Genomic DNA, 23,436 nt, shown 5'->3' with positions numbered 1-23,436 from the left:
CCAAGGAGGCATGCGATGAAACAGTTGATTGTGTTTACGACCGCGTTGCTGGCGACCGCCGCGGCGGCCCAGACGCACGAGGGTGACATCGTCATCACCGGCGAGCGCGGCATGATCGAGACCGGCTTTGCCGAGGGCGGCTCAGCCGTCTTCGGCCGGCGCGTGTTCGACACCGAGTTCGGCAAGCTGCCCAACTGGACGAACGACCCGGGCTTCGATTCGCCGACCGATGCCTTCGTGCCGCGTGCGGCGTTGGGATTCGATGTGCTCTCGCCCGTGCTCGAATGGGACGGCGCCGCGTTCACCAGCGTGGCCGACTCGCGGATCCTGATCAGTAAGGGCCCGGTGTCGATCGAGACACCCCTGACGGGATCGCTGCCTGGCTTCGTGTTCGGCCAGGCCAGCACCACCGGCAAGTTCCACCACCACCTCGCATACGAGCTGCTGAGCCCGGCCAGCGACGGCGTGTACCTGCTCGAGATGACGCTCTGGCAAGAAGGCGGGGCAGTGGAGGAAAGCGCCCCCTTCTTCCTTGTCTTTGGCCAGAACGCCAGCGCCGACGACCTGGCCGACGCGGTGGCCTGGGTCGAGGACACGCTGGTGGGCACGCCCTGCCGGGCCGACATGGACGGTGATGGATCGCTGACCATCTTCGACTTCCTGGCATTCCAGAACCTGTTCGACGCGGGCGATCTCGCGGCGGATTTTGATGGCGACGGATCGCTGACCATTTTCGATTTCCTGAGTTTCCAGAACGAGTTCGACGCGGGCTGCTGATATCGCCCGGAGAGAGTTCAGAGAGAAGAAGAGAGGATCCCAATGCGCAATACACTGACCGCAGCCATCGCTCTGGCCGTCGCCGGCACCGCACTTGCCCACGAGGGCGACGTGGGCCTGAAGATCATCGACGGCCGCATCGTGACCGGCATCGTCGAGGACGGGCCCGGCGGCGAGTTCGTGATTCCAGGCGAGCGTGTCTTCGCCGGCGAGATGTTCGACTTCGGCGGACGCATCTATGCCGACGGCCCCGGCCTCTTTGCCGCGGCGGGCGAGTTCCCCGATAGCGACCTGAACTTCGACTTTGCCAGCCCCGTGCAGCGCTGGGACGGCTCGACATTCGTGATCGCTCCCCAGACCTACACGCTCGAGTTCGGGCCCCTGAGCGCCACCAGCCCGCTGGCCGGCTCGGCCCCGGGCTTCGGCATCGGCGTGGGCCCGGCCGGCTTCGACGAGCATTACGACTTCTATCTGAACGATCCCGAGACGGGCGTGTACCTGCTGGCGCTCGACTTCTCGAGCAGCGACTCGAGCATCGGCAGCGCGCTGACCACATACCTGGTGTTCAACAACGGCGAGGACGAGCGCGTCCACGACGCGGCGATCCATTACGTCGAGGACGTGATCGTGCCGGCACCGGCGTCGCTGGCTGTGTTCGGCCTGGGCGCTTTAGCGTTGCGTCGCCGCCGCTAGAACTGTGGATCACTGGTGATGTGCAAAAGCTCACCAGTGAACGGATCCTTGTACTCCAGGCTCCACGCGTGCAGCAGCAGGCGGGGAGCCTTGCTCGTGTCGCCGTACAGCGGATCACCCAGGATGGGCGCGCCCAAGCCGCGCTCGTCGGCGGCGTGCACCCTGAGCTGATGCCCCCGGCCGGTGATGGGTGTGAATTCGACGCGCGTGTTTCCATCCTCGACGCCGAGCACCTTGTACCGCGTCTGGCTTGCTCGCCCGTCTTCGGCCACGATGTGCCTGGGCCGGTTCGGCCAGTCGATCCGCAGCGGCAGGTCGATCAGGCCGGCGTGCTCTTTGAGTTCACCCTCGACCACGGCGATGTAGCGCTTGGTGACTCTTCGATGCTCGAACACCTGGCTCATGGCCCGCTGGGCGTCGGCGTCCAGGGCCACGACGATGAGCCCGCTGGTGTCCTGGTCGAGCCGGTGGACGGTCATCGGGCCCGTGGCGTCGGGGTACATGGCAGCCACGCGGTTCCGCACGCAATCGGCCTTCTCGGGCCCCTTGCCCGGCACGCTCAATAGGCCGCTGGGCTTGTCAACGACCACGTAGCGGCCTGTGTCCAGCACGATCTTCACGAGATGGTCGGTCGGGCCGTCGGGCATGGGCAGGGACGATATACTCCCTGTCATTGCGACAGAGTCTCAGTAAGATTTGAGCCCGGTGATGCCGGGGAAGGACGGACGATGATCGGGATTCGTTTTGGTGTGCTGGTGTGCGTTGGCTTGGCAATGGGCAATGGGCAATGGGCATTGGGGCAGAGCCCAACCGCCCAGCCCGACTGGCGCACCGCCGAAGCCTTGATCCTGACGAATCACCGCCAGCTCACCAGCCGAGACATGTTTACCCGCGCGGGCGAGGCGTACTTCAACGCCGACAGCAGTATGGTGATCTTCCAGGCCACACCGGTGCCCGAGGGCGATGCGGCACCGAGCCCGCACTACGAGATGTTCGTGGCGCCTCTTGGTAGCGCTCTGACCACAGGGAACAACGGCTTCGACGTGATCATCGAGGCCGGTGGCGAAAACCGGATCAAGATTCTCAAGATTGTCCGCGCGGCCACTGGGCTTGGTCTCAAGGACGCCAAGGACATGGTCGACAACCTGCCAGCCACAGTAAAGGGGCAGCTAAGCAAAGACGAAGCCAGCGCCCTAGCCGAAGAACTCAGACAAGCCGGCGCCGATGTCAAGGTCGCCAGCGACGGCTCACGCCTCAACACGGTCATCCGCGTCTCCACCGGCGGCAGCGCCAACACCTGCGGCTGGTTCCACCCCATCCAGGCCAACATCGTGCTCTTTGGCAGCACCATCGAGCCGCCATCGGCCGACAAGGTACCCGGTTACCAACGCGGCACGGGGCGGTACGCCTGGAGCTTCCCCACCGAGATGGAGATCGTCAGCGGCTCGATCAGCTCGACGATCATCCCGGCCGAGGGTGAGGACGGCTACCACGCGCTGCGGCCGGCCATCACCGACGCGGTGTTCAGCAAGCCCGGCTACACGGCCGAGGCGTCGTGGAGCCCCGATGGCCGCACGCTGCTGTACGCGCAGGTCGACGAGGCTAAGAGCGACGCCGCCGGCCGGCCCGACGCCGACCTGTGGGCCTACGACACAGAGACGGGCGCGCACTACATGCTGGTGGAAGCCAGCGGCTACGACGGCGGCCCGTTCTTCAGCCCCGACGGCACGAAGATCTGCTATCGCAGCGACCGCGCGGGCAACAACCTGCTGCAGCTCTTTGTGGCCGACCTGAAGCTCAACGAGGACGGCGTGCCGGTTGGGATCACGAAGGAAACCCAGCTCACCAGCAACGAACACGTGAACTGGGCGCCCTACTGGCACCCCGACGGCGACCTGCTGGTCTATGCCACCAGCCAGGTGGGCCACCGCAACTACGAGGTCTTCGCCATCTGGGCCGACGCGAGCAAGGGCACCGAGCCCGTGCGCATCACCCAGGCCAGCGGCGCCGACGTGCTGCCGGTGTTCAGCCCCGATGGACGTTATCTGATGTGGACCGCCCAGCGCGGCGAGCTTGCACCGGGCGAGCAGCGGCCCAGCAGCCAGCTGTGGATCGCGGAGGTCGATAGCGAGGCGATCCGGGCGAAGCTTCGGGAAGCGAACTAATAAGTTCTTGATAGACAACGAGCCCATTCTGCTATACCGCCGCTGGCTCGCGGACCATCTCCATCACCTTATCGACCATGCCGCCAATGCCCGTGAAGACCGCGCCGATGGGCTGGTCGCACATATACGCGGGCGTCGAGACGATGCGGTGGCGGGCGTCGAAGACGATGCCCTCACCGTCGCAGTTCTGGTGCGTCGCGCCCATCGCTTCCAGCCCGTCGGCGGTGCCCTTGTCGCTGCCGATGGTCAGGTTCGGGCCGAGCTCCTTGCCAAACACTCGCGCGGCCACGGCCGGGCTGATGCACGCGAAGCCCAGCGGCTTGCCGGCGGCCTGCGCTTCTTTGAGCACGCGGGCGCCCTGCTCGTTGGCGGTGCACTCGGCGCCCTTGCTGGCAAAATCGCACAGGTTCTTGGCCGCACCGAACCCGCCGGGCAGCACGATGGCGTCGAAGTCGTCGCCTTTCACCTTAGCCAGCGGCGTGACGTCGCCCCGGGCGATGCGGGCCGACTCCATCAGCACGCTGCGCTTCTTGCCCGTGGGCTGCTGGGTCAGGTGGTTGATCTCGTCGAGCTCCATCTCGGGCGCGAGGCACACCGCCTCCGCCCCGTGGCGGTCGAGGGCGTGCAGCACGGCCACCGCCTCGTGGATCTCCGAACCATCAAAAACACCGCAGCCGCTCAAGATTACACCCACACGTGGCATCGCATTCTCCCATTGATGGTACTAGGGCAATTCTCAGGTGTGTATACCCGAAGCCATCCGGGGCGTTGCAACAAATTATCGCGTCACAACGTCGTGCAGCTTCTCGAGCCCGGCCGTGAGATTCCGCGGCCCATCCTCGGTGATCAGGATGTCGGCCTCGTAATGCACGCTCTGGCTGCCATCGGCGATATCGAGCGGCCAGGCGTTGCCGTGCTGGGTGATCCGCCCTGTGCCCACCGCGATCATGGGCTCGACGGCCAGCAACATGCCGGGCGTGAACGGGTCGTGGGCCTCGCGCCACTCCAGGGCCGCCACCTTGGGCACGACATTCGAGATAAACGGCGGGGCGTGCAGCGAGCGGCCATAGCCGTGACCGCCCAAGCCCCGCACCATGTGGAACTTACATTCCTTCTCGACATGGTGCTGGATGGCCCTGGCCCACTCGACCATCTCGGCCCCGGGCTGCATGGCCTCGATGCCCAGCCGCAACGCCTCCTTGCCGCAGTCCATCAGCTTGCGTGTCGTCTCGTCGGGCTCGCCGAACGAGTAGGTGTAGGCCGCGTCGCCGATCCAGCCGTGCTTGCTCACGCCGATGTCGACCTTGAGCACGTCGCCCGCCTTCATCAGTTCCTGATAGCTGCCCGGGTGGCCGTGGACGACCGTCTCGTTCACGCTCAGGCACGCGTGGGCGGGGAAGGGCGGGTGCCGGCCGGCGCGGTAGCCCTTGAAGCAGCTCTTGCAGCCCAGCTTGGCCAGCGTCTCGCCCACGAAGCGGTCGATCTCGGCGAGTGTCTGGCCGTGCTTCAGAAACCCCACAATGGCCTCGTGGGTATCGACAACACAGCGCGCGGCCTGGGCGGCTAGCTCGATCTGGGCGGGCGTAATGGGCGGTTGGGCGCTCTTGCGCCGCGTGGTGGGTGCCATAGATGCGTTCCTCGCTGCTAGCCTAGGTCGATTTCCGGCATTTACCAAGGAACGCCCATGCCCGCCACGCCCAGAGTCTTGATCAAGAACGCCACCTGCGTGCTGCCCGACGGCACGCGACCCGCTTCGGTCTTGCTGGGCGAGGGCCGCATCCTCGACATCGACCCCGCCCCCACCGCCGAGGCGGGCGAGGTCATCGACGCCACCGGCCTGCACCTGCTGCCGGGCATCATCGACGACCAGGTCCACTTCCGCGAGCCGGGCCTGACCCACAAGGAGGACCTGCACACGGCATCGCTCGCTTGCGCCAAGGGCGGCGTCACAACCTTCCTGGAGATGCCAAACACGATCCCCAACGCCATCACGCAAGCCGGCGTCGACCACAAGCTGGCCCTGGCCGCCGACAAGTGCGTTGTGAACTACGGCTTCTACATCGGCGCCACGCCCGACAACATCGACGACCTCAAGACCGCCACGCGCACGCCGGGTATCAAGATCTTCATCGGCTCGAGCACGGGCGACCTGCTGGTCGACCAGCAGGAGGCGCTGGAGCGCATCTTCGCCGAGACGAGGCTGCCCCTGACGGCGCACTGTGAGGACGAAGCGACGGTTCGGGCAAATGCAGAGCGGCTCGATGGCGGGAAGACCATCCACGACCACTCCAAGATCCGCGACCACGCCGCCGCGCGCATCTCGACGGCCCGGGCCATCGATCTGGCCACGCGGCACAACCACCGCTTCCACGTGCTGCACGTGTCGACCGCCGACGAGATCCCGCTGATCGCCCAATCGCACAAGGACCACCCGGGCATCATCACCGGCGAAGCCTGCACGCACCACCTGTGGTTCACGGTGGACGACTACGACCGCCTGGGCACGCGCATCCAGATGAACCCCTCGATCAAGACGCGGGCCGACGTGGACGCGATGTGGCAGGGCCTGCGTGATGGCGTCTTAGAAGTCGTCGCCACCGACCATGCGCCCCACACGCTCGAAGAAAAGAGCCAGCCCTACCCCAAGAGCCCCAGCGGCCTGCCAGCGGTCGAGAACTCGCTCGCCCTCATGCTCACGGCGATGCACGAAGGCAAGTGCTCGCTCGAGCAGATCGTGCGATGGATGTGCGTCAAGCCCGCCCAGACGTGGCGCATCGTGAACAAGGGCTCGATCACGCCCGGCTACGACGCCGATCTGGCGCTGGTGGACATCAACAAAACGCACACCGTGCATGACAACGAGCAACTCACCAAGAGCCGCTGGAGCCCCTGGCACGGCGAGCGGCTGAAGGGCCAGGCGGTTCGCACCATCGTCGGTGGACGAACGGTCTACAACGCGGGCACCATCGACCCGATGCATCGGGGCAGCCCGGCGCGGTACGCGTACGAGCTCGGCTAGACGCCGGTGTCCTTCCAATCGGGGTTGGTGATGGCGTGCAACACGTGGTCCCGCCACCTGCCGTGGAAGTACAGGAAGTCTCGCGCGTAGCCCTCGGGCAGGAAGCCCAGCTTGCGGAGCACCGCGCCGCTCGCCAGGTTCTCGGGCAGGTGCCCGGCCTGCACACGATGCAGGTTCATGGTTTCGAACGCGTACGACACCACCGCCCGGCACGCCTCGGTCATGTATCCACGCCCCTCGTGCGCCTTGGCAATCGAGTACCCCAGCGTGCCGCACTGGAACGACTTGCGCGCGATGTTGAAGACATTGGCCTGCCCGATGACCTCGCTCGGTTCGTCCTTCAAATACACGAAGAACCCCACCGACGCGTCACGATCGAACTCATCACGCATCTGCGCGATCCGCACTTGCCAGTACGCCTCGGTGTAGAACGCCTCATCGCGGGCGGGGCCGAACTCTTCGAGGTGTTCGCTGTTGTTCGTGTAGTACCGCGCGATGCCCTCGGCGTCGGCCACGTGGGGAAAGCGAACGGGCAGCCGCTCGGTGCGCAGGTCGGGCGTCGGCCTACCAGCGCTCATCGTCGTTCTGCGGAGCCATCTGGGGTGCTTCGCTGGGCACGCCATTGACGGTCGTCCCGCCCTGGATGGCGTTGTCGATGTTGGCCAGGAACGAGTGGGGGAAGATCGGATCGGGCGCGCTCAGCTCGTCGAGGGTCTTGGTCTCGTCTTCGGTCAGTTCCAGGTCGATGGCGGCCATGTTGTCCTTGAGCTGGTCGAGGGTTCGCGCACCGATGATGGTCGAGGCCACGCCCTCGCGGTCCTGCACCCACTTGAAGGCTACCTGCGCCGCGCTCACGCCGTGCGCGTCGCCAATCTCCTTGAGCGCGTCGATGATCTTAAACGTGCGCTCCGTAAGGTACCGGCTGTCTTCCTTGTACCGGCCCTCACCCTCCTTGGGCGTGTTCTCCCGCGTGTACTTGCCACTCAGGATGCCGCCCTTGATCGGGCTCCACGGCGTCACCCCCAGCCCCATCTCGCGGGCCATCGGCATGAGGTCGTGCTCGACCGTGCGCTCCAGCAATGAGTACTCAATTTGCAACGCGATCAGAGGCGTCCAACTCCGGAAGATCGCCTCGTACTGCGCCTGCACCACCTTCCACGCGGGCGTATCGCTGAAGCCGATGTAGCGGACCTTGCCCGCGCGCACGAGATCGTCCAACGCCCGCATCGTTTCGTCGATGGGCGTGTGCTTGTCGTGGAAGTGCATCCAATACAGGTCGATGTAGTCGGTCTTCAGCCGCCGCAAGCTCTGCTCACAGCTCTCGTAGATGGTTTTGCGTGAAGCACCCCCGCCATTGGGGTCGCCCATGTACATGTTGCCCAGGAACTTCGTCGCAATGACAACCCGATCGCGATTCCCCTTGCCCGGCCCGCTGTCGAAGTAGTCCCCGATGACCACCTCGCTGTGGCCCTTGGTGTACATGTTGGCCGTGTCCAGGAAGTTGCCGCCGGCATCCAGAAACGTCTTGATGACCTCGTTGGAGGTCTCCACGTCGCTGCCCCAGCCCCACTCCTTGCCGAAGGTCATTGTTCCGAGACAGAACGGGCTGACGCGCAGGCCGCTGCGGCCCAGGGTGGTGTAGTCGGTCAGGGGCATGGCATCTCCTGTGGCAATCGCCACTCCTCAGAACGGCACCTCAACCGTAAACGTAAAGATACGCGTGTCGTCGGTGGGCATCTTCCGGATGGGGAATCCGAAGTCAAAGGCGAGGGGAACCGGCGTCAGGGCCGGCACCGTCAGGCGAAGCCCCAGCCCAGCCGTGATGCGCCAGTCCTCGAAGCCGGGCGAGTTGGTAATCGTGCCCATATCGCTGAAGAACACCAACCGGAAGTTCTCGTTGATGATGGGCTGCTGGATCTCGGCGCTGAAGAAGAGCTCCCACGTGCCGCCAACCTGATCGTCGCCCAGCAGGCCCGTGTCGTTGCGGATGCCCACCGGCCCGACACCACGCACGCCAAACCCGCGGAAGCGCGCGCCGCCCGTGTTGATCCGTTCGAAGATCGGCACGTCGCTGGGCGAATCGGGGATGTAGCCCACCCGGCCCGCGAAGTTGGCCACCGTCGCCCGGTCCAGGAAGTCCTCGCGGATCGGCACGTACACGATACCGCTGGCCCGCAAGCGGGTGAAGTCCCAGTCGTCGGTCAGCAGGCCGGCCCGCTCGACGCTCAGTTGCAACGCCGACCCGCGCGTGGGCAGGATGGGCTTGTCGAAGCTCGTGCGAGAGAACGTAAGGCCCTGGATATCCAGCAGTGTCTGCCCCGAAGACTCGAACAGATCGACCGGGCGATCGGGCTCGATGCCGCTGACGCGCACCTGCTCGAAGCGCGTCGACAGGCTGGCGCGCCACTGGCTGCCGAACGCCCGCCCGAAGGCCAGCGTGCCGCCCACGCGAGACTCGTCGTAGTCGTCGAACCTGAACGACGTGTAGTACGCGCCGGTATCGAGGCTGTAGTTGCTCTCGAGCAGGAAGGGGTCCCTGAATCGCAGCCGGTAGCTCTCGCTGATGTTGCCCGGCTCGATGCTGATCGACGCCTGCTGGCCGCCGCCGCGGAACGCCCGCCGATTGATGAACTCCTCGAAGCTCTCGGGCCAATCGGTGATGTCGAAGTTGGCCTCGCTGACGGTGAGCTGGCCGATGACCCCCGAGTCGCTGCTGAGCGCCGCGCCGATGGCAAAATTGGCCGTGCGCGCTTCCTGGAGGCTGATGAGCACGTCGCGGTGGCTGCCCGACCCCACGGGGTCCTGCAGCACGATCTGGACATCGGGGAAGCCCAGCGGCCCGAAGAACCTCGTCCGCACGAGCTGCTCTTTCGTCCGATCGCCGGCCGACCCCTCGACCGGGCGACGCTCGTGGATGTCCGCCGGCGTGTCGGGCTCCAGCTCGGTGTACCGCAGGATCACCGGGATCTTCGTGATCGTGTTGCCGAACACCGAGATTAATCCGACCTTGCTGGCCGGCCCTTGATCGATGCGCACGCGCAGGTCGACCAGGTTGTCATCCGCATCGGTCAGGTCCTCGACGGCAACCCGGCAGGTCGTGTAGCCCATGCGCGTCAGTGCGGCGTAGATGTCTTCGACGCCCGTGTTGATCAGCGCGGCGTTATAAATATCACCGGGCTTGATCGACATCAGCCCGCGGACCTGCTCGGGGCTCAGCCTGGGCACGAAGTCGCCGTCCGCACGCGCGTCGGCGTACTCGACCAGCACGTCGCGCACCGTGTACCGCTCGCCCTCGGCCACGTGGTACACCACGATGACCTCGCGGTTGTTGGGCGCGTCGATGCGCTGCCAGCCCGCGCGCACGTCGACATAGCCCCGATCGCGGTAGAACTGGATGATGGCCAGCACGTCCTCTTCGGCCTTCTGCTCGTCGAAGCGTCCCTTGTTGAAGATCGGCTTGTAGGTGCCCAGCTCGATCTGGGATCGGAGCTGGCGGTTGCTGAAGACCTCGTTGCCCTCGAAGCGGATGCCCGTGACGCGCAGGCGGCTGCCCTCGCGCACACGCAGGAAGAGCTGGCCCGTCTCTTCGACCTCCGACAGGTCGGGGGTCACCTGCGCCTCGGTGAAGCCCTCGATCGCGTACGCCCGCTCGATGTCTTGCGCCACGTTCTGGATCTGCACCGGATCGACCGGGTTGAGCACCAGCACCTCGGTGAGCGCCGAGATCTTCTGGTCGCTCAGCGCCCGGTTGCCCACCGGCTGCACCACGTACACCAGCGGCTGCGGATCGAGCGTGAAGACGATGACCACCGAGCCGTCGTCCTGCGGAACCGCCTCGACCACGATCCGCCGGAAGCGGCCCAGCCGGTCGAGCGTCCGGCGATCTTGCAACAAAATCTGGGGGTCGAGGGCCGAACCCGGTGCCGTGCGGACCTGCTGGCGGGCCATGGTCTCCAGGGTGGGGTCGAGCTGGCCGTACATGCCGTTCTCCAGCGGCTTGCGCAGCACCACCGCTCGGACCAGACGGTCGGCGTAGCCGGCAACCGGGCCGGTGATGTCGTCGAGCCCCTCCTGGCCGCCCGCCGGGGCCTGGGCGCACGCCGCGCCGGCGGCCGCCAGCAGCGCAGCGACAGCCACAGCACGGGCCCAACGCCCGTTCTTCCGACCTCGCTCGGTGCATGCCGTACCCAAAGCCCCGGACAGTACCGGGGTTGGCGGCCGCAAACAAATCGGGTGACGATCCTGGGTGCTCCGGTCAAAGCCCTACCGCTGGCCCTCGAACCCGGGCTGGGCGGGGCGGCTCGGTTGCCTGCCTTGCTGCGGGGCCGGCTCAGCGACGCCCGGCTCCACCTGCTCGGTGATCGGCATGCCCTGCTCGTCGTATTGCGTGGGCTGCGGCGTCGGGTCGGCAAGCCATAGCACCAGGGCGATGTTGATGGCGTTAAAGCCCGCGTGCATCGCGATGGGCACGCCCAGACCCTTGAACCGCTCGTAGGCCACGCCGATGGCCAGCCCCAGCACGAACAGGGCCGGGATGGCGTGCCACGGCACCTGGTCGCCCACGCGGTGGATCAGGGCGAACACGATCGAGGTGATGATCACCGCCAGCCAGGCCGAGCCCATCATCCGCAGCAGGGCCGTCTGCACGAAGGCCCGGAAGATCAGTTCCTCGATGATGGCCGCCCCGAAGATGGCCGTGAAGATGATGACCCACGTCCACGGGTCGTCGGAGTTCTGGCGGATCATCTCGAGCGTGGCGTGGGCCACCGTCGATTGCTCGTCGCCGCTGGCGTACTCGAACAGCAGCCGAGAGGCCTCGCCCGCCGACACCACCACCGGGAAGGCGATCAGCACCGCCAACAGCCCCAGCGGGATGTCCCCGGCTCCGAATCGCATGCCCTCGTCGTGCTCACGCTTGTTGAGGAGGTACACCATGACGCCGCCCGCGAAGGCACCGAACAGCACCGAGCCGAGCTGGGTGAGCGCCTCGTCGCGCGTCGGGCTCTCCCCTAGGGATTGCACCGGGCCGCCCTGGCCGGCCATCCACTCCCAAAGCTGGGTCACGTGCCCGAAGGCCTGGGCCCCGAAGATCTGGGCCGACACGACCACGAACGCCCCGAAGAGCCACACGGGCCACTGGTAGGCCACCACGTCGCGCCTGCCCGCACGCTGGAACGAGCCGGGCCGGATGAAGTCGGCCAGGAACAGGATCACCAGCACCAAGGGGGCGGCGATGCGGATCGTGATCGCCAGCCAGTCGCTGGTGGTGAGAGACTTCACGCCCTCGCCCATCGGCGGCCCGCTCTGGACCTGTCCGAGCGATTGGCCCAAGGTGGCATCAGCCACCAGCAGGAACGCGATAGCGCCCGCCGCCAGCCCCAACCGGGGCGAGATCGCCCACCGACTTGTCTTGGCTAGAGCCACGCTGCTCAAGGCCACAGGCCCTCCGCACGCACGCGGCTATCGCGTACGGCCCTTGGCATCGGCCAACGCGCCCCGCGGCGGAAAAAGATTGTTGGCAACTGGGAAATCCCACGCACTCTGGAAACGAGCCCCTCGCGCGAGCGAGGGGAATGGACGCACGAAACGCGATAACCCCTCGCTCGCGCAAGGGGCTCGTGATCCCTCAACAGATCCAATCAGGCCGCGACGGCCGCCATCGCACCCTCGTGCGCGAAGGCCAGGCCCACGTGCTGCGTGCCGTCGTCACCCACGCGGACGTGCGCGATCCGCGCCTCGACCACGTCGTCGGTGCCGACCACCGCGCTGCTGCCGTCGCCGATGACCACCTCCAACGGCTCGCCGATCATCAGCGGCCGCTCGCTCTTGATCTCCAGCAGCAGCCCGCCCAGCGAGACGTCCACCGCCCGCACCGGCAGGTACCGCAGGGCCCGGCGGACGTAGACCTTGCCCGTCCGATTCACCGGCGAGCGGCGGAAGCGGCGGCGGTCCATGTCGTTCTGAAGTCGCTCGTCCATGCGAACCATCCCCATTCTCTGGCGGGCATCCATGCCAAAACCAGACCCTTGTTATCGTCAAAACCGACATAAACCGACATAATGTCCGCCCGGACAGCAGGAATTGCCGCCCGATAACAGCATCATGCCGCCGGTGCCTTCCGCTGGCGGCCCTCAAGCCCGGCCAGCGCCTGGGTAATCGCTGCCAGGTGCTCGGCCTGGTCGCCCTCAACGCGGCTCAGATAATCGCCAATGGCCCGCGCCCACGCATTGGCACCATCTTCGGCTGCAAGCTCGGCCAGGCCCTCACCAGCCAGGATGAGTGTGGGGCTGGCCGCTTCGGTCTCCCGGCTGGCAATTTCGAGGGCCGCGTGCTGGGCCTTGGCCATCGCCTCGGCCACCACCGGGCTGGAGTGCTCCAGGTAGGCCCTCTCCCGTGCCGCGTTGCCCAGCGCGTCACGCCACGGCGCATCCATGAGCAGCCCGCCGATCGCACGTGCCAGGGCCTCGGCCTCGGCCGGCATCCGCAGTCCAGACACGCCGTGGACCACCTCGAGCGCGCACAGCGGATCGACCGCCAGCACCAGCGGCGTGCCCACGGCCATGGCCTCGAACACCGCCGGCGGGTTGGTCTCGCTCGTGGCGGTGTACACCATCAGGGCGCAGCGGTGCAACGCCAGCTTGGCCTCTTCGGCCGTCGGGCTGGCGACGATCTCCAAGGGCACGCCGAGCTCTCTGGCTTGCGCCTCGAGCGCGGGCGCCTCGGGCCCGGCCATCAGGATGCGAAGCTTGGCGTTCGGGTTGTCGGTCTTCCGCAGGTACGCCACCGCGTCGATAGCCAGGTTCAACCGAGCCCGCTTCGTCGCGGGCCCAAAGGCCAGGATCAGATCGTCTTCCCGCTGCTCGGCATGGACGCAGCACGTGTCTCCCAGCACCGGCATGGGCACCACCCGCACGCGCTCGGCCGGAAGGTTGAACCGCCACACTAGGTCGTCGGCCACCGGCCCACACCCGGCCAGCACGACGTGCGCCGAGGTACACGCGAGCTGCTCGCGATACGCCGCCTCGAGCGCCGCCCGCGACGTCGGCCCGAACTCGCAGATCGACTGACGGCTCCACAAATCGGCGCCCTCGGCCAGCAGCGCCGCCTTGACGCCAGACTGCCGCAGGGCGCTGGCCACCGACAGGGCCGTCGGCGCGGCCATCAACCCTACCGCCTGCACCACCACCGTCTCGCAGTCCTTGAGCAGCTCGGCCACCTTGCCCGCCGCCCGATCCTGATGCTCGTGGGCCTGGGTGCCCTGGGCGTCGCACACGCACTCGGCACCAAGGCTCTGGGCCAGTTCGATCGCCTTGTGCGTCTCGTCGCCCCGATCGTGGGAAACCAAGACCATCCGCCCGTACTGGCGGCCCATGGCGGTCCACAGCGCACGATGCTGCTCGAGCGTGCCGTTGCGGTCGAGTTGCACCAAAGGCGATCCCTCGTCGAGCACCAACACGAGCGCGTCTGAGATATGGTCCATGTCTGAGGTTCCCCGTTGCAGATCTGGTCGGCCTCGAATCGCCAAAAGCAGCCAGCGAGCGGCCCATTCGGCTCCATCCCAACATTCGGTCAGATCTACCCGGACCTTCACTTGACTCCCCCCATCCGCGGTGCCGATAAGCCTTGCGTGAGCCCTACCGCCTCCCATCCGGCCATCCGTAGCCGCAGCGACCTGCTGGCCTGGCGCCAGAACTTGCGCGATCGCGGCCTCCGGCTGGTCCAGTGCCACGGCTGCTTCGATATCGTGCATCCCGGCCACGTACGGCACCTCCGCTGGGCCAGGGCCCAGGGCGACGTGCTGCTGGTCACCATCACCGCCGACAAGGGCATCAACAAGGGCGCGGGCCGCCCGCTCATCCCACACGATCTACGGGCCGAGAACCTCGCCTCGCTCGACATGGTCGACGCCGTCCACATCGTCGACGAGCCCACCGCCGAGGGCATCCTGCACGCCATCGAGCCCGACGTGTACGTCAAGGGCCGCGAGTACGAATCGAACAACGACCCCCGCTTCGCTGCCGAACGCGCCGCCGTCGAGGGCGCGGGCGGCCGCGTGGTGTTCTCCTCGGGCGATATCGTGTTCAGCTCCTCGGCCCTCATCGCCGCCCTTGAGAGCGGCCGCGACACGGGCGTGGACGCGCCCACCGGCGCACTCGCCCAGCTCCTGCGCCGCCCGGGCATGGCCGCCGAGGATCTCACCGCCACGCTCGACGCCGCCCAGGGCCGCAGCGTGCTGGTCGTCGGCGAAGCCATCGAGGAGGTCTACCGCGTCTGCCAATCGCCCCAGATCGGCGCACGCGAGCCGGTCATGACCCTCCGCCCCGCCGGCGAGCGCCGCTTCGACGCCGGGGCCGCGGGCGTAGCCATGCAATTCGCGGCGATGGGCCTGTCACCAACCCTGCTCACCTGCCCGCCAGCCGGTGAGGCCGGCGGGCGGCTCGCCGATCGCCTCCGCCACGCCGGCGTCGAACTCGCGTCCCTCCCTTCCACGCCCGAGCCCCTGGTTGTCGAGCACTACATCGCCGGTGCGCAGAAGCTGATGACCGTCGATCACGCACGGCCCATCGCCGCCGACACCACCCTGCGCTCGGCCATCACCTCGAGCGTTCGCGAGTTGGCAGGCAGCTTCGACGCCGTGTGCATCGCCGACCAGGGCCTGGGCCTGCTCGGCGGCCCGATCGCTCGCGCGATCAGTGAGATTCTTCGCGAGCGCTCGTGCGTCCTCACCGCCAGCGCCCAGGCGCGCAACGCCAGCCCGCTGGCCATCCGCCACGCCGACATGCTGTGCCTGGGCGAACAAGACCTCCGCCGCGCCGTGGCCAACCCCAGCGGCAGCCTGACCGCCGCCGCGTGGTCGGCCATGGACGCCGCCCAGGCCGCCGCGGCCATCGTGGGGCTCGGGCCCGAGGGCCTGCTCGCCTTCGACCGCCTACCCGAGCCGATCGATACCGGCGACGGCTGGCCCGCGCGCGTGCGGGCCCAACCGGTGCCCAGCCTCGCACCGCTGGCACTCGACACCGCCGGCGCCGACGCGGCCCTGCTGGCCGCCGCCACGCTCGCGTTGCTTGGCGTCCGGGCCTCGGGCCGCGATCAATCCCACGCGCCAACCATCGCGGCCCTCTTCGGCGCCTGCGCCGAAGCGAGCGCCGTCTCGCGCCCCGGGTACGCGACCGTGCCCCACGGGGACCTCGCCGGCGCACTCGCTCGCCTGCACCGGGCACACCTCGTGTACCGCGAGCCCGCGGCGCCCACGGCCAAGGCCGCGTCGTGACCCCCGTCAGCTACATTACCTGCACGCGCAACCGCCCGGCCGAACTGGCCGCCACCATCCGCACGCTCGATGCGCTGCACCGCGATCGCCCCGAGCCCGTCGAGTTCGTCATCGCCGACAACGGATCCGACACGCCCGTGCTCGAGTGCCTGCCCGAAACCACCATCCCCGTGCGTGTTGTTCGATTGCCCGAGAACATCGGCGCTGCCGCGCGCAACCATGCCGCCCAAGAAGCCGAGCACGATTGGCTGGTCATGCTCGACGACGACAGCGCCCCCAGAGACCCGGGCCACCTGGATGTGCTTGCCACAACGCACGAAGACACCGCCGTCGTCATGGCCGACATCACCCTGCCCGACGGCTCGCGCGAGCGCGGCGGGCTGCCGGAAGTCCTCGTCGGCTGCGGCGCGGCTATTCGCAAGCAAGCCTACCTCGACGCCGGCGGCTACGACCCCAGCTTCTTCTTCGCCGCCGAGGAGCCCGATCTGTGCGCCCGCATTATCGCGGCCGGCTGGCGTATCGAGTCAAACCCATATTTCCGCGTCTTGCACCACAAGACCCCGACCAACCGCGACCTCAACCGCATGCTCCGGCTGCTGACACGCAACCAGGGCATGATCGTCGAGCGCACCACGCCCGCGCACGACCGGAGCTTCCTCCGCCGCGACCACATCCGTCGCTGCGCGTGGATCGCCAAGAAAGAAAACGCGACCGAGGGCTTCCGCCAGGGCCTAAGCGAGCTGCGCACGCTCCGCCACACCCTGAAACGCGAGCCCCTCAGTGATGTTCACTACGAACGCTTCACCGGCCTCCACCACGCTCGCGGAGCCGTCCAACACGCCCGATTCGAGACGGCCTGCCTCGTCCACGAGGGCAAGCACGCCTGGGCCGTGCGCCGGGCGCTCGCCGAGGCCGGCATCACACTCGTCGACGCCAACGAAGCCGAACGCCTGGTCATCGGCACCCTCTCACCGGGCCCGATGCTCGACGCGCTGGCCGAGTTGAGAGCCGCGGGGGAGGGCGACCGGGCCCTCGCGCCATGGACCGAAGCGCCGCGACTGCTCGACGCTGCTATCCACCCGGCCGCAGCCGGAGCGCCCGCTCGAGAGAAGATCCGCGCGTAGCCAGCAGCCCCGCCGCCTCGTCGCACGCCCGGCACTGCCCGGGCCACATGAACGCCTCGCGCACGCCGCCGGCATCAATCCACCGATGCGCATTGTGCGCATCATCTCCAGATAAGTCCGGCTCCCACAACTCGTCCGCCAGCACCGCAAACCTCGGCGAGAGCACCACCGCGTCCATCGCCGCAACGAAATACGGATGCACCTCCTCGAGCTGCCAGAACCCAAGCCACGCCGGATCGCCGCCACGCAAGCCCACCTCTTCACCCAATTCACGCACCGCGGCCTGCACCGCGCTCTCACCCGCCTCGACGTGCCCCATTACCGGCTGCCACGTGCCCGCCATGGGCTCGGCTGTTCGACGCAGTTGCAAGAACTCCACAGCCCCATCACGCTCGCGCATGACGTACACGTCCACCAGATCAGCACGAATATCAGGCACTACCCATCGTCCTCGATCACCGCGCCAACCGCCCGCAGCGGCCCGGCCTTGGCCAGCGTCTCGGCCCACTCCATCTCGGGATCGCTCTCGGCCACGATGCCCGCACCCACCGAGTAGCGGATCTCGTCGCCCACGATGACGGCCGTGCGGATGCCAACGGCGAGTTCGGCGTTGCCCCCCTCACCGATCACACCGATCGCCCCGCAATACGGCCCGCGCGGCGTCGGCTCCATCTCGTGGATCACCTGCATCGCCCGCACCTTCGGCGCGCCCGTGATCGACCCCGCCGGCAGCAACGCCCGCAGCGCGTCGTCGAGGGTGAGCCCATCACGCAGCCGCCCGCTCACCCGGGCGCTCGCCTGCCACACGCCGCCCTCGGCCGGCCCATGATGCACGAGCATCCGCGACTCCTCAACGCGCACGGTACCAATGGCGCTCACGCGCCCAACATCGTTGCGCATGAGGTCAACGATCATCGCCAGCTCGGCCTTGTCCTTCTCAGCATCGCGCAGCTCGTGCAAGCCGAGTTCAGTCCCCGGACGCGTGCCCTTCATCGGCTCGCTCGTCAGCGTCCGCGTCGTGGCGTCGTACCGAACCAGCAGCTCAGGACTCAAGCTCAGCACCGCGCGCCGCCGGCCATCGGGCAGCACCGGCAGCTCAAGATAACACCCCATCGCCGGCGACGACGCCCGTGCAAGATCGACAAACAACGCCCGCGGGCAACCCTCGAACCGGCCCACCAGCGCGTGCGCCAGGTTCACCTGATACATATCCCCAGCGTGGATCAACTCCACCGCGCGAGCCACGGCTCGCGTGTACCGCTCACACCCCCACACACTCCGCATCACACCCAACCCATACCCCGGCTCTTGAACGAGCCCCTCGCGCGAGCGAGAGGACTTCGTGTCCAAACACGCCCATTCCCCTCGCTCGCGCGCGGGGCTCGTTCGATCAACACGCGCCCCGAGTCCCATCCACCCCCCAAGCCCCCAAGCACGATCGGGCCGCGCTCCCGCGGGCATCCCACCCGGCCGCTCCGCCGTGCTCGTTGGCTCCAACGCATGCCCGATCTCGTACGAAACAAACCCCACGAACGCCCCCTTGCCCCGAGGCGTCAGCGATCCCGATGTAACTTCCTGCCACCCATCGCAGGAATGGACCGAAACCCGACCACCCCGCACGATCGCGGCTATCGGACCATCTGGCCCGGCCTCGCCTGTCGGCTCCGTGTCGGCAGATTCGCTGGGTGCGGTCGTCACGAGCAAATACGTCCTCTAAGATTCACTTCCAAGCGATCGAAAACCTGCCGCCCGGCTGACCAGCGGCGAACCTTCACGCTAGGCAGGCCCGCATCGTGCGATGGGGACTGGCGAGTATCCAACCAAAAGCCGAGTAGAGGACGCGCCGCCGATGGCACCACCCGCAAAGACTTCCAAGCGTCACGCCGCCAAGACCACCAAGAAGGCCCCCACGGTCAAGAAGACCAGGCCGAACGTAGGCGGCAGGCCACGAGACGCCAAGATGGTGTACTACTTCGGCAAAACAAAGGCCGAGGCCACCAGCGACATGAAGGCCCTCGTCGGCGGCAAGGGAGCCAACCTCTCGGAGATGACCTCCATTGGCCTCCCGGTCCCCCCCGGCTTCACCATCACCACCGAGACCTGCGCCAAGTACTACGAGGGCGGCAAGCGCCTGCCCCACGGCCTCATGAACGAGGTCCACCAGAACATGTCCCTGGTCGCCAAGGAGATGGGCCGCGAGTTCGGCAGCAAGGACAACCCCCTGCTCGTCTCGGTCCGCTCGGGCGCCGCCGTCAGCATGCCGGGCATGATGGACACCATCCTCAACCTGGGCCTGAACGACGAGGCCGTCGAGGGCCTGGCCAACACCACCGGCAACCGCCGCTTCGCCTACGACGCCTACCGCCGCCTCATCAACATGTTCGGCGACGTCGTCATGGGCGTCGGCCATGAAGTTTTCGAGAAGGCCTTCGACAAGATCAAGCTCAAGTACGAGGCCAAGACCGACAACGACGTGCCCGAGCACGGCATCGTCGAGCTGGCCGAGGCCTACAAGACCGTCTACCGCAAGTCGGTCGGCGACGAGTTCCCCCAGAACCCGAGCAAGCAGCTCGAGCTGGCCATCGAGGCCGTCTTCAAGAGCTGGAACGCCGACCGCGCCATCAGCTATCGCCGCCTGAGCGGTATCACCGGGCTCACGGGCACGGCGGTCAACATCCAAGCCATGGTCTACGGCAACATGGGTGAGGACTCGGGCACGGGCGTGGCCTTCACGCGCAACCCCAGCACGGGCGAGAACAAGTTCTACGGCGAGTTCCTCATCAACGCCCAGGGCGAGGACGTGGTCGCGGGCATCCGCACCCCCCAGCCCGTCGACGAGATGCCCAAGTGGAACAGCAAGGTCTACGACCAGCTCATCAAGATCAAGGGCACGCTCGAAGAACACTACCAGGACATGCAGGACATCGAGTTCACCATCGAGCGGAACAAGCTGTTCATGCTCCAGACGCGTACCGGCAAGCGCACCGGCGCCGCCGCAGTCCGCATCGCCTGCGATATGGTCCGTGAGCGCCTGATCACCGAAGAGGAAGCGATCCTCCGCATCCCCGCGGCCGACCTCATCCAGCTCCTGCTGCCCAGCTTCGACGAGGGTGCCAAGCCCAAGGGTTCGGTGCTCACGCGCGGCCTGCCCGCCTCGCCCGGCGCGGCGGTCGGCAAGCCTGCCTTCACCGCCGAGGAAGCCGTCGAGCGCACCCACGCCGGCGAGCACGTCATCCTCGTACGCAAAGAGACCAGCCCCGAGGACGTCGATGGCATGCACTCGGCCGTGGGCATCCTCACCAGCACCGGCGGCATGACCAGCCACGCGGCGGTCGTCGCTCGCGGCTGGGGCAAGTGCTGCGTCGCCGGCGCAGGAGACGTCCATATCGATGCCAAGAAGGGCACCTTCACGATCGGTAGCAAGACCTTCAAGCGCACCGACACCATCTCCATCGATGGCTCGACCGGCGAGATCATGACCGGCGCCATCCCCACCGTCGAGCCCAAGCTGAGCGGCGACTTCGCCAAGATCATGCGCTGGGCCGACAAGTACCGCACCCTGCTGGTGCGCACCAACGCCGACACCCCCGAAGACTCACGCCGCGCCCGAGACTTCGGTGCCCAGGGCATCGGCCTCTGCCGCACCGAGCACATGTTCTTCGAGGGCGAGCGCATCATGGCGATGCGCGAGATGATCCTGGCCGACACCGAGGACGCCCGCAAGGCCGCCCTCGACAAGCTGCTGCCCTACCAGCGCGACGACTTCATCGGCATCTTCACCGCCATGAAGGGCCTGCCCGTCACCATCCGCTTGCTGGACCCGCCCCTGCACGAATTCCTGCCGCACGAGAGCGACACCATCAAGGACCTGGCCAAGACGCTGGGCGTGCCCGCCAAGAAGATCGAGCAGCGCGTCACCCAGCTCCACGAGAGCAACCCCATGCTCGGCCACCGCGGCTGCCGCCTGGCGGTCACCTATCCCGAGATCCTCGTGATGCAGGTCCGCGCCATCGTCGAGGCGATGATCAACTGCCAGCACAACAAGATCAAGGCCATGCCCGAGATAATGATCCCGCTGGTGGGCGTCGCCAAGGAGCTGCACATCCTCCGCAAGCTCGTCGAGCAGACCATCCACGACGTCCGCGCCGAGAACGACATCAAGAGCGCCCTCAACATCAAGATCGGCACTATGATCGAGGTGCCCCGCGCCGCCATCACCGCCGACAAGATCGCCGAGCACGCCGACTTCTTCAGCTTCGGCACCAACGACCTCACCCAGATGACCTTCGGCTACTCGCGAGACGACTCGGCCACCTTCCTGCCCGAGTACGTGGGCCAGGAAATCCTCCCGGCCGACCCCTTCCAACAGCTCGACGCCGAGGGCGTGGGTGAGCTGGTCAAGATGGCCATCGAGAAGGGCCGGGGCGTCAACGACCAGCTCAAGATCGGCGTCTGCGGCGAGCATGGCGGCGACCCCGTCAGCGTGCACTTCTGCCACGCCGCGGGCCTCGACTACGTGAGTTGCTCGCCCTTCCGCGTGCCCATCGCCCGCCTGGCCGCCGCCCAGGCCGCGTTGATGCACGACAAGAAAAAGAAGTAAGCCGGCAACCAGCACAACAAAGAACGCCCGCGACCTCGATGGCCGCGGGCGTTCTTGATCGATCAGAATCAGCGGTGATTACTTCGGCTGGTTGCCGTTGCCACCCTGGTTGCCAGCGGGCTTGTTACCGTTGCCGCCCTGGTTGCCGTTTCCACCCTGGTTGCCGTTGCCACCGGTCTGGTTACCGCCGGCCTCGGTCGTGGTCTGGTTGCCACCCTCGCTACCCTGCATCGTGGCAGGGGCATCGAAGCCGCCGTCGAGCGCCTTCTGCACGGCCTCGGTGATGCTCGTGCGGAACGTGTCCTCGTTGTACTCGGTCAGCGAGAACACCAGCTTGCCGTCCTTGGTCACGACGAACACCGTCGGGAAGCTGCTCACCGCGTACTCGATCGCGACCGCGTCGGCACCGGTCGCCAGCGGGTAAGTCGCGTTGCTGGCCTTCCACGCGTCGATGCCAGCCTGCACGCGATTGCGCTCGCGCCAGGTCATGCTCAGCACCTCCACGGGCTCATCCTCGAACTGGGCGGCGATCGCCTGGATGTCACCACGCGAGTCCTTCGACGTCCCGGACCAACCGGTCCAGAAGTCCAGCACCACCACGTTGCCTTGCAGGCTCTCCAGGCTCACCGTCTCGCCCTTGCCCGGGCCCTCGGCGATGGTCACCTCGAACGGCTTGGCCGACGGATACACCGGTGCGCGAGGATTCTGCGCGGCGGGACGATCACGACCCGTGCGCACGGTCGTGTTGAACGCGTACCCCTCGGGCCGCTCGGGGCTGAAGATGTCCTCGGGCAGGTCCTTGTTCACCGCGATGTTCGTGATCGTGAACGTCTGCCGATTGTCGGCCAGACGCGTCTCCTTGCGACGGGGCAGGTCGGTGTCCTGGCTGATCGACCAGCGGACCACCTGGCGCTGGTCGCCGAAGGCAACCTGAACCACGTCGCACACGTCGTCGCCCACCTTATCGCCACCAATCTCGAGGCTCAGCTTCACCTCGGGCAGTGTCAGCTCGCGCTCGAAGGGGGTGTCGTCGGCAAACTCGGCGATCCACCCCGTCTGCGCGACGGTCACGCTCTTGTGCCGCGCCGCCCGGTGGTACCGCTCGTACACCGTGCGCAGGTCGTGCGCGGTGTAGGTGATGTTCGGACCCTTGCGGATCACGTTGAACTCAACCGTCATGTTGCCTTCCGACGTCGGGTCGCGCACCACGACCTCGCCCTGGCGGCGGTGGTTCCACTCGGAAGCCTCACCCTCGCCCACGCGCTCCATCCACACCTTGCTGTCGAGCTTCTCGATGGTGCCGAACAGGCCGCCCTCGGCGTCGACCGAGCCGACGTACTGCAGCGTCTTCAGCTCCTTGATCGCCTCGCGGCACTCCTCCAGCCGGGTCCGCGCGATCTCGCCCTCCTGGGCGTACGCCGGCGAGACCATGCACACCATCGCCGACACGACGCCGGCCGTACCCAAAACCCAGCCACCAGCCGGGACAAACTGACCTCTTCGACCGAGCATCCTCATGCCTCCTTCAAGTCATCAACATCAAGCCCATCGCCCGGGGCCCTCCCCATTCGGGGCCTCGTCGGGCGGGCCGCCCCACCACCACCCAGCGATGCGCCGCACCGGCGGCTCCCGCCAAACCAGCACCAACATCCATCGGCTGGCCCCAATCCTACCTACCGACAGCCCGCACAACGAACCCAAACCCCCGAAGGGTCATACCGGCATCCATACTTATCGGACAATGCAAGCCCCCGACACACCCCGTGTATCATCTTCTGGCACCCAGA

Annotated in this window: 19 protein-coding genes; 7 read left to right on the top strand and 12 right to left on the bottom strand. The window is 67.0% G+C overall.

Translation table 11 applies throughout. The features are described 5' to 3' along the window. Nucleotides 1-15 precede the first annotated feature (15 nt). Nucleotides 16-777 (top strand): hypothetical protein, encoded by a 762-nt coding sequence (locus NCW75_14210; protein ID UYV12440.1) that lies wholly within the window; start codon nucleotides 16-18, stop codon nucleotides 775-777. Nucleotides 778-819: 42 nt separating this feature from the next. Further along, nucleotides 820-1,470, top strand: coding sequence for a hypothetical protein (locus NCW75_14205; GenBank protein ID UYV12439.1), 651 nt, complete (start codon nucleotides 820-822; stop codon nucleotides 1,468-1,470). On the opposite strand, the gene NCW75_14200 is transcribed toward NCW75_14205, so the two are convergent. Next, the gene (locus NCW75_14200) at nucleotides 1,467-2,117 is read right to left on the bottom strand and encodes an RluA family pseudouridine synthase (GenBank protein ID UYV12438.1); all 651 of its coding nucleotides are present in this window, start codon (nucleotides 2,115-2,117) and stop codon (nucleotides 1,467-1,469) included. The two genes, NCW75_14205 and NCW75_14200, sit on opposite strands and share 4 nt — an antisense overlap. A gap of 81 nt (nucleotides 2,118-2,198) precedes the next feature. On the opposite strand from NCW75_14200, the gene NCW75_14195 reads away from it, so the two are divergent. Beyond that, nucleotides 2,199-3,635 (top strand): ribosomal protein L7/L12, encoded by a 1,437-nt coding sequence (locus NCW75_14195; protein ID UYV12437.1) that lies wholly within the window; start codon nucleotides 2,199-2,201, stop codon nucleotides 3,633-3,635. A gap of 31 nt (nucleotides 3,636-3,666) precedes the next feature. On the opposite strand, the gene elbB is transcribed toward NCW75_14195, so the two are convergent. Both elbB and map read right to left on the bottom strand, forming a co-directional pair. Then, the gene (gene elbB, locus NCW75_14190; protein ID UYV12436.1) at nucleotides 3,667-4,338 is read right to left on the bottom strand and encodes an isoprenoid biosynthesis glyoxalase ElbB; all 672 of its coding nucleotides are present in this window, start codon (nucleotides 4,336-4,338) and stop codon (nucleotides 3,667-3,669) included. Nucleotides 4,339-4,413: 75 nt separating this feature from the next. Next, nucleotides 4,414-5,262 (bottom strand): type I methionyl aminopeptidase, encoded by an 849-nt coding sequence (map, locus tag NCW75_14185; GenBank protein ID UYV12435.1) that lies wholly within the window; start codon nucleotides 5,260-5,262, stop codon nucleotides 4,414-4,416. A gap of 57 nt (nucleotides 5,263-5,319) precedes the next feature. Here map and NCW75_14180 point away from each other — a divergent pair, with 57 nt between their 5' ends. After that, nucleotides 5,320-6,654: a dihydroorotase gene (locus NCW75_14180; GenBank protein ID UYV12434.1), complete on the top strand. Its 1,335-nt coding sequence runs from the start codon at nucleotides 5,320-5,322 to the stop codon at nucleotides 6,652-6,654. Here NCW75_14180 and NCW75_14175 read toward each other — a convergent pair. From NCW75_14175 to NCW75_14150, 6 genes are all read right to left on the bottom strand, one after another. After that, entirely contained in the window at nucleotides 6,651-7,232 is a 582-nt protein-coding gene (locus NCW75_14175) for a GNAT family N-acetyltransferase (GenBank protein UYV12433.1), read from the bottom strand. The two genes, NCW75_14180 and NCW75_14175, sit on opposite strands and share 4 nt — an antisense overlap. Then, a complete protein-coding gene (locus NCW75_14170; GenBank protein UYV12432.1) occupies nucleotides 7,219-8,310 on the bottom strand; it encodes an aldo/keto reductase in 1,092 nt (363 codons plus the stop codon). Before NCW75_14170 ends, NCW75_14175 begins: the two co-directional genes overlap by 14 nt. Before the next feature lie 27 nt (nucleotides 8,311-8,337). Then, entirely contained in the window at nucleotides 8,338-10,791 is a 2,454-nt protein-coding gene (locus NCW75_14165; protein ID UYV12431.1) for a BamA/TamA family outer membrane protein, read from the bottom strand. 126 nt (nucleotides 10,792-10,917) lie between these two features. Further along, nucleotides 10,918-12,093, bottom strand: coding sequence for a CPBP family intramembrane metalloprotease (locus tag NCW75_14160; GenBank protein UYV12430.1), 1,176 nt, complete (start codon nucleotides 12,091-12,093; stop codon nucleotides 10,918-10,920). Between the two features lie 200 nt (nucleotides 12,094-12,293). Next, nucleotides 12,294-12,632 carry a PilZ domain-containing protein gene (locus NCW75_14155; protein UYV12429.1) on the bottom strand — a complete coding sequence of 113 codons (339 nt, stop codon included), beginning with the start codon at nucleotides 12,630-12,632 and terminating at the stop codon, nucleotides 12,294-12,296. A gap of 122 nt (nucleotides 12,633-12,754) precedes the next feature. Further along, on the bottom strand, nucleotides 12,755-14,134 hold the full coding sequence (locus NCW75_14150) for a glycosyltransferase (GenBank protein ID UYV12428.1): 1,380 nt from the start codon (nucleotides 14,132-14,134) through the stop codon (nucleotides 12,755-12,757). Between the two features lie 147 nt (nucleotides 14,135-14,281). Here NCW75_14150 and NCW75_14145 point away from each other — a divergent pair, with 147 nt between their 5' ends. Together NCW75_14145 and NCW75_14140 are read left to right on the top strand one after the other, a co-directional pair. Continuing rightward, a complete protein-coding gene (locus NCW75_14145; GenBank protein ID UYV12427.1) occupies nucleotides 14,282-15,925 on the top strand; it encodes an adenylyltransferase/cytidyltransferase family protein in 1,644 nt (547 codons plus the stop codon). Next, complete coding sequence (locus tag NCW75_14140) at nucleotides 15,922-17,049, top strand: glycosyltransferase (protein UYV12426.1); 1,128 nt, start codon at nucleotides 15,922-15,924, stop codon at nucleotides 17,047-17,049. Before NCW75_14145 ends, NCW75_14140 begins: the two co-directional genes overlap by 4 nt. On the opposite strand, the gene NCW75_14135 is transcribed toward NCW75_14140, so the two are convergent. After that, nucleotides 16,997-17,488, bottom strand: coding sequence for an NUDIX domain-containing protein (locus tag NCW75_14135; GenBank protein ID UYV12425.1), 492 nt, complete (start codon nucleotides 17,486-17,488; stop codon nucleotides 16,997-16,999). The two genes, NCW75_14140 and NCW75_14135, sit on opposite strands and share 53 nt — an antisense overlap. Continuing rightward, nucleotides 17,488-18,258, bottom strand: a complete 771-nt coding sequence (locus tag NCW75_14130; GenBank protein ID UYV12424.1) for a chorismate-binding protein — start codon at nucleotides 18,256-18,258, stop codon at nucleotides 17,488-17,490. The genes NCW75_14135 and NCW75_14130 overlap by 1 nt, the downstream gene beginning before the upstream one ends. A gap of 640 nt (nucleotides 18,259-18,898) precedes the next feature. Between NCW75_14130 and ppdK the strand changes: the two genes are divergently transcribed. After that, entirely contained in the window at nucleotides 18,899-21,649 is a 2,751-nt protein-coding gene (ppdK, locus tag NCW75_14125) for a pyruvate, phosphate dikinase (GenBank protein UYV12423.1), read from the top strand. Between the two features lie 78 nt (nucleotides 21,650-21,727). Here ppdK and NCW75_14120 read toward each other — a convergent pair whose 3' ends face one another. After that, a complete protein-coding gene (locus tag NCW75_14120) occupies nucleotides 21,728-23,161 on the bottom strand; it encodes a TlpA family protein disulfide reductase (GenBank protein UYV12422.1) in 1,434 nt (477 codons plus the stop codon). Nucleotides 23,162-23,436 lie beyond the last annotated feature (275 nt).

The sequence above is a fragment of the Phycisphaera sp. genome (assembly GCA_025916675.1).
Taxonomy (GTDB): Bacteria; Planctomycetota; Phycisphaerae; order Phycisphaerales; family UBA1924; genus JAHCJI01.
Note: the sequence above shows the minus strand (reverse complement) of the source record. Positions and strands in the feature narration are given on the sequence as shown.

Bases quoted from the DNA above. Each gene is read 5' to 3' on its own strand.
- elbB (UYV12436.1), bottom strand. From the start codon at position 4,338: ATGCCACGTGTGGGTGTAATCTTGAGCGGCTGCGGTGTTTTTGATGGT.
- NCW75_14205 (UYV12439.1), top strand. From the start codon at position 820: ATGCGCAATACACTGACCGCAGCCATCGCTCTGGCCGTCGCCGGCACC.
- NCW75_14210 (UYV12440.1), top strand. From the start codon at position 16: ATGAAACAGTTGATTGTGTTTACGACCGCGTTGCTGGCGACCGCCGCG.
- NCW75_14155 (UYV12429.1), bottom strand. From the start codon at position 12,632: ATGGACGAGCGACTTCAGAACGACATGGACCGCCGCCGCTTCCGCCGC.
- NCW75_14120 (UYV12422.1), bottom strand. From the start codon at position 23,161: ATGCTCGGTCGAAGAGGTCAGTTTGTCCCGGCTGGTGGCTGGGTTTTG.
- NCW75_14130 (UYV12424.1), bottom strand. From the start codon at position 18,258: ATGTATCAGGTGAACCTGGCGCACGCGCTGGTGGGCCGGTTCGAGGGT.
- ppdK (UYV12423.1), top strand. From the start codon at position 18,899: ATGGCACCACCCGCAAAGACTTCCAAGCGTCACGCCGCCAAGACCACC.
- map (UYV12435.1), bottom strand. From the start codon at position 5,262: ATGGCACCCACCACGCGGCGCAAGAGCGCCCAACCGCCCATTACGCCC.
- NCW75_14200 (UYV12438.1), bottom strand. From the start codon at position 2,117: ATGCCCGACGGCCCGACCGACCATCTCGTGAAGATCGTGCTGGACACA.
- NCW75_14170 (UYV12432.1), bottom strand. From the start codon at position 8,310: ATGCCCCTGACCGACTACACCACCCTGGGCCGCAGCGGCCTGCGCGTC.
- NCW75_14150 (UYV12428.1), bottom strand. From the start codon at position 14,134: ATGGACCATATCTCAGACGCGCTCGTGTTGGTGCTCGACGAGGGATCG.
- NCW75_14180 (UYV12434.1), top strand. From the start codon at position 5,320: ATGCCCGCCACGCCCAGAGTCTTGATCAAGAACGCCACCTGCGTGCTG.
- NCW75_14175 (UYV12433.1), bottom strand. From the start codon at position 7,232: ATGAGCGCTGGTAGGCCGACGCCCGACCTGCGCACCGAGCGGCTGCCC.
- NCW75_14195 (UYV12437.1), top strand. From the start codon at position 2,199: ATGATCGGGATTCGTTTTGGTGTGCTGGTGTGCGTTGGCTTGGCAATG.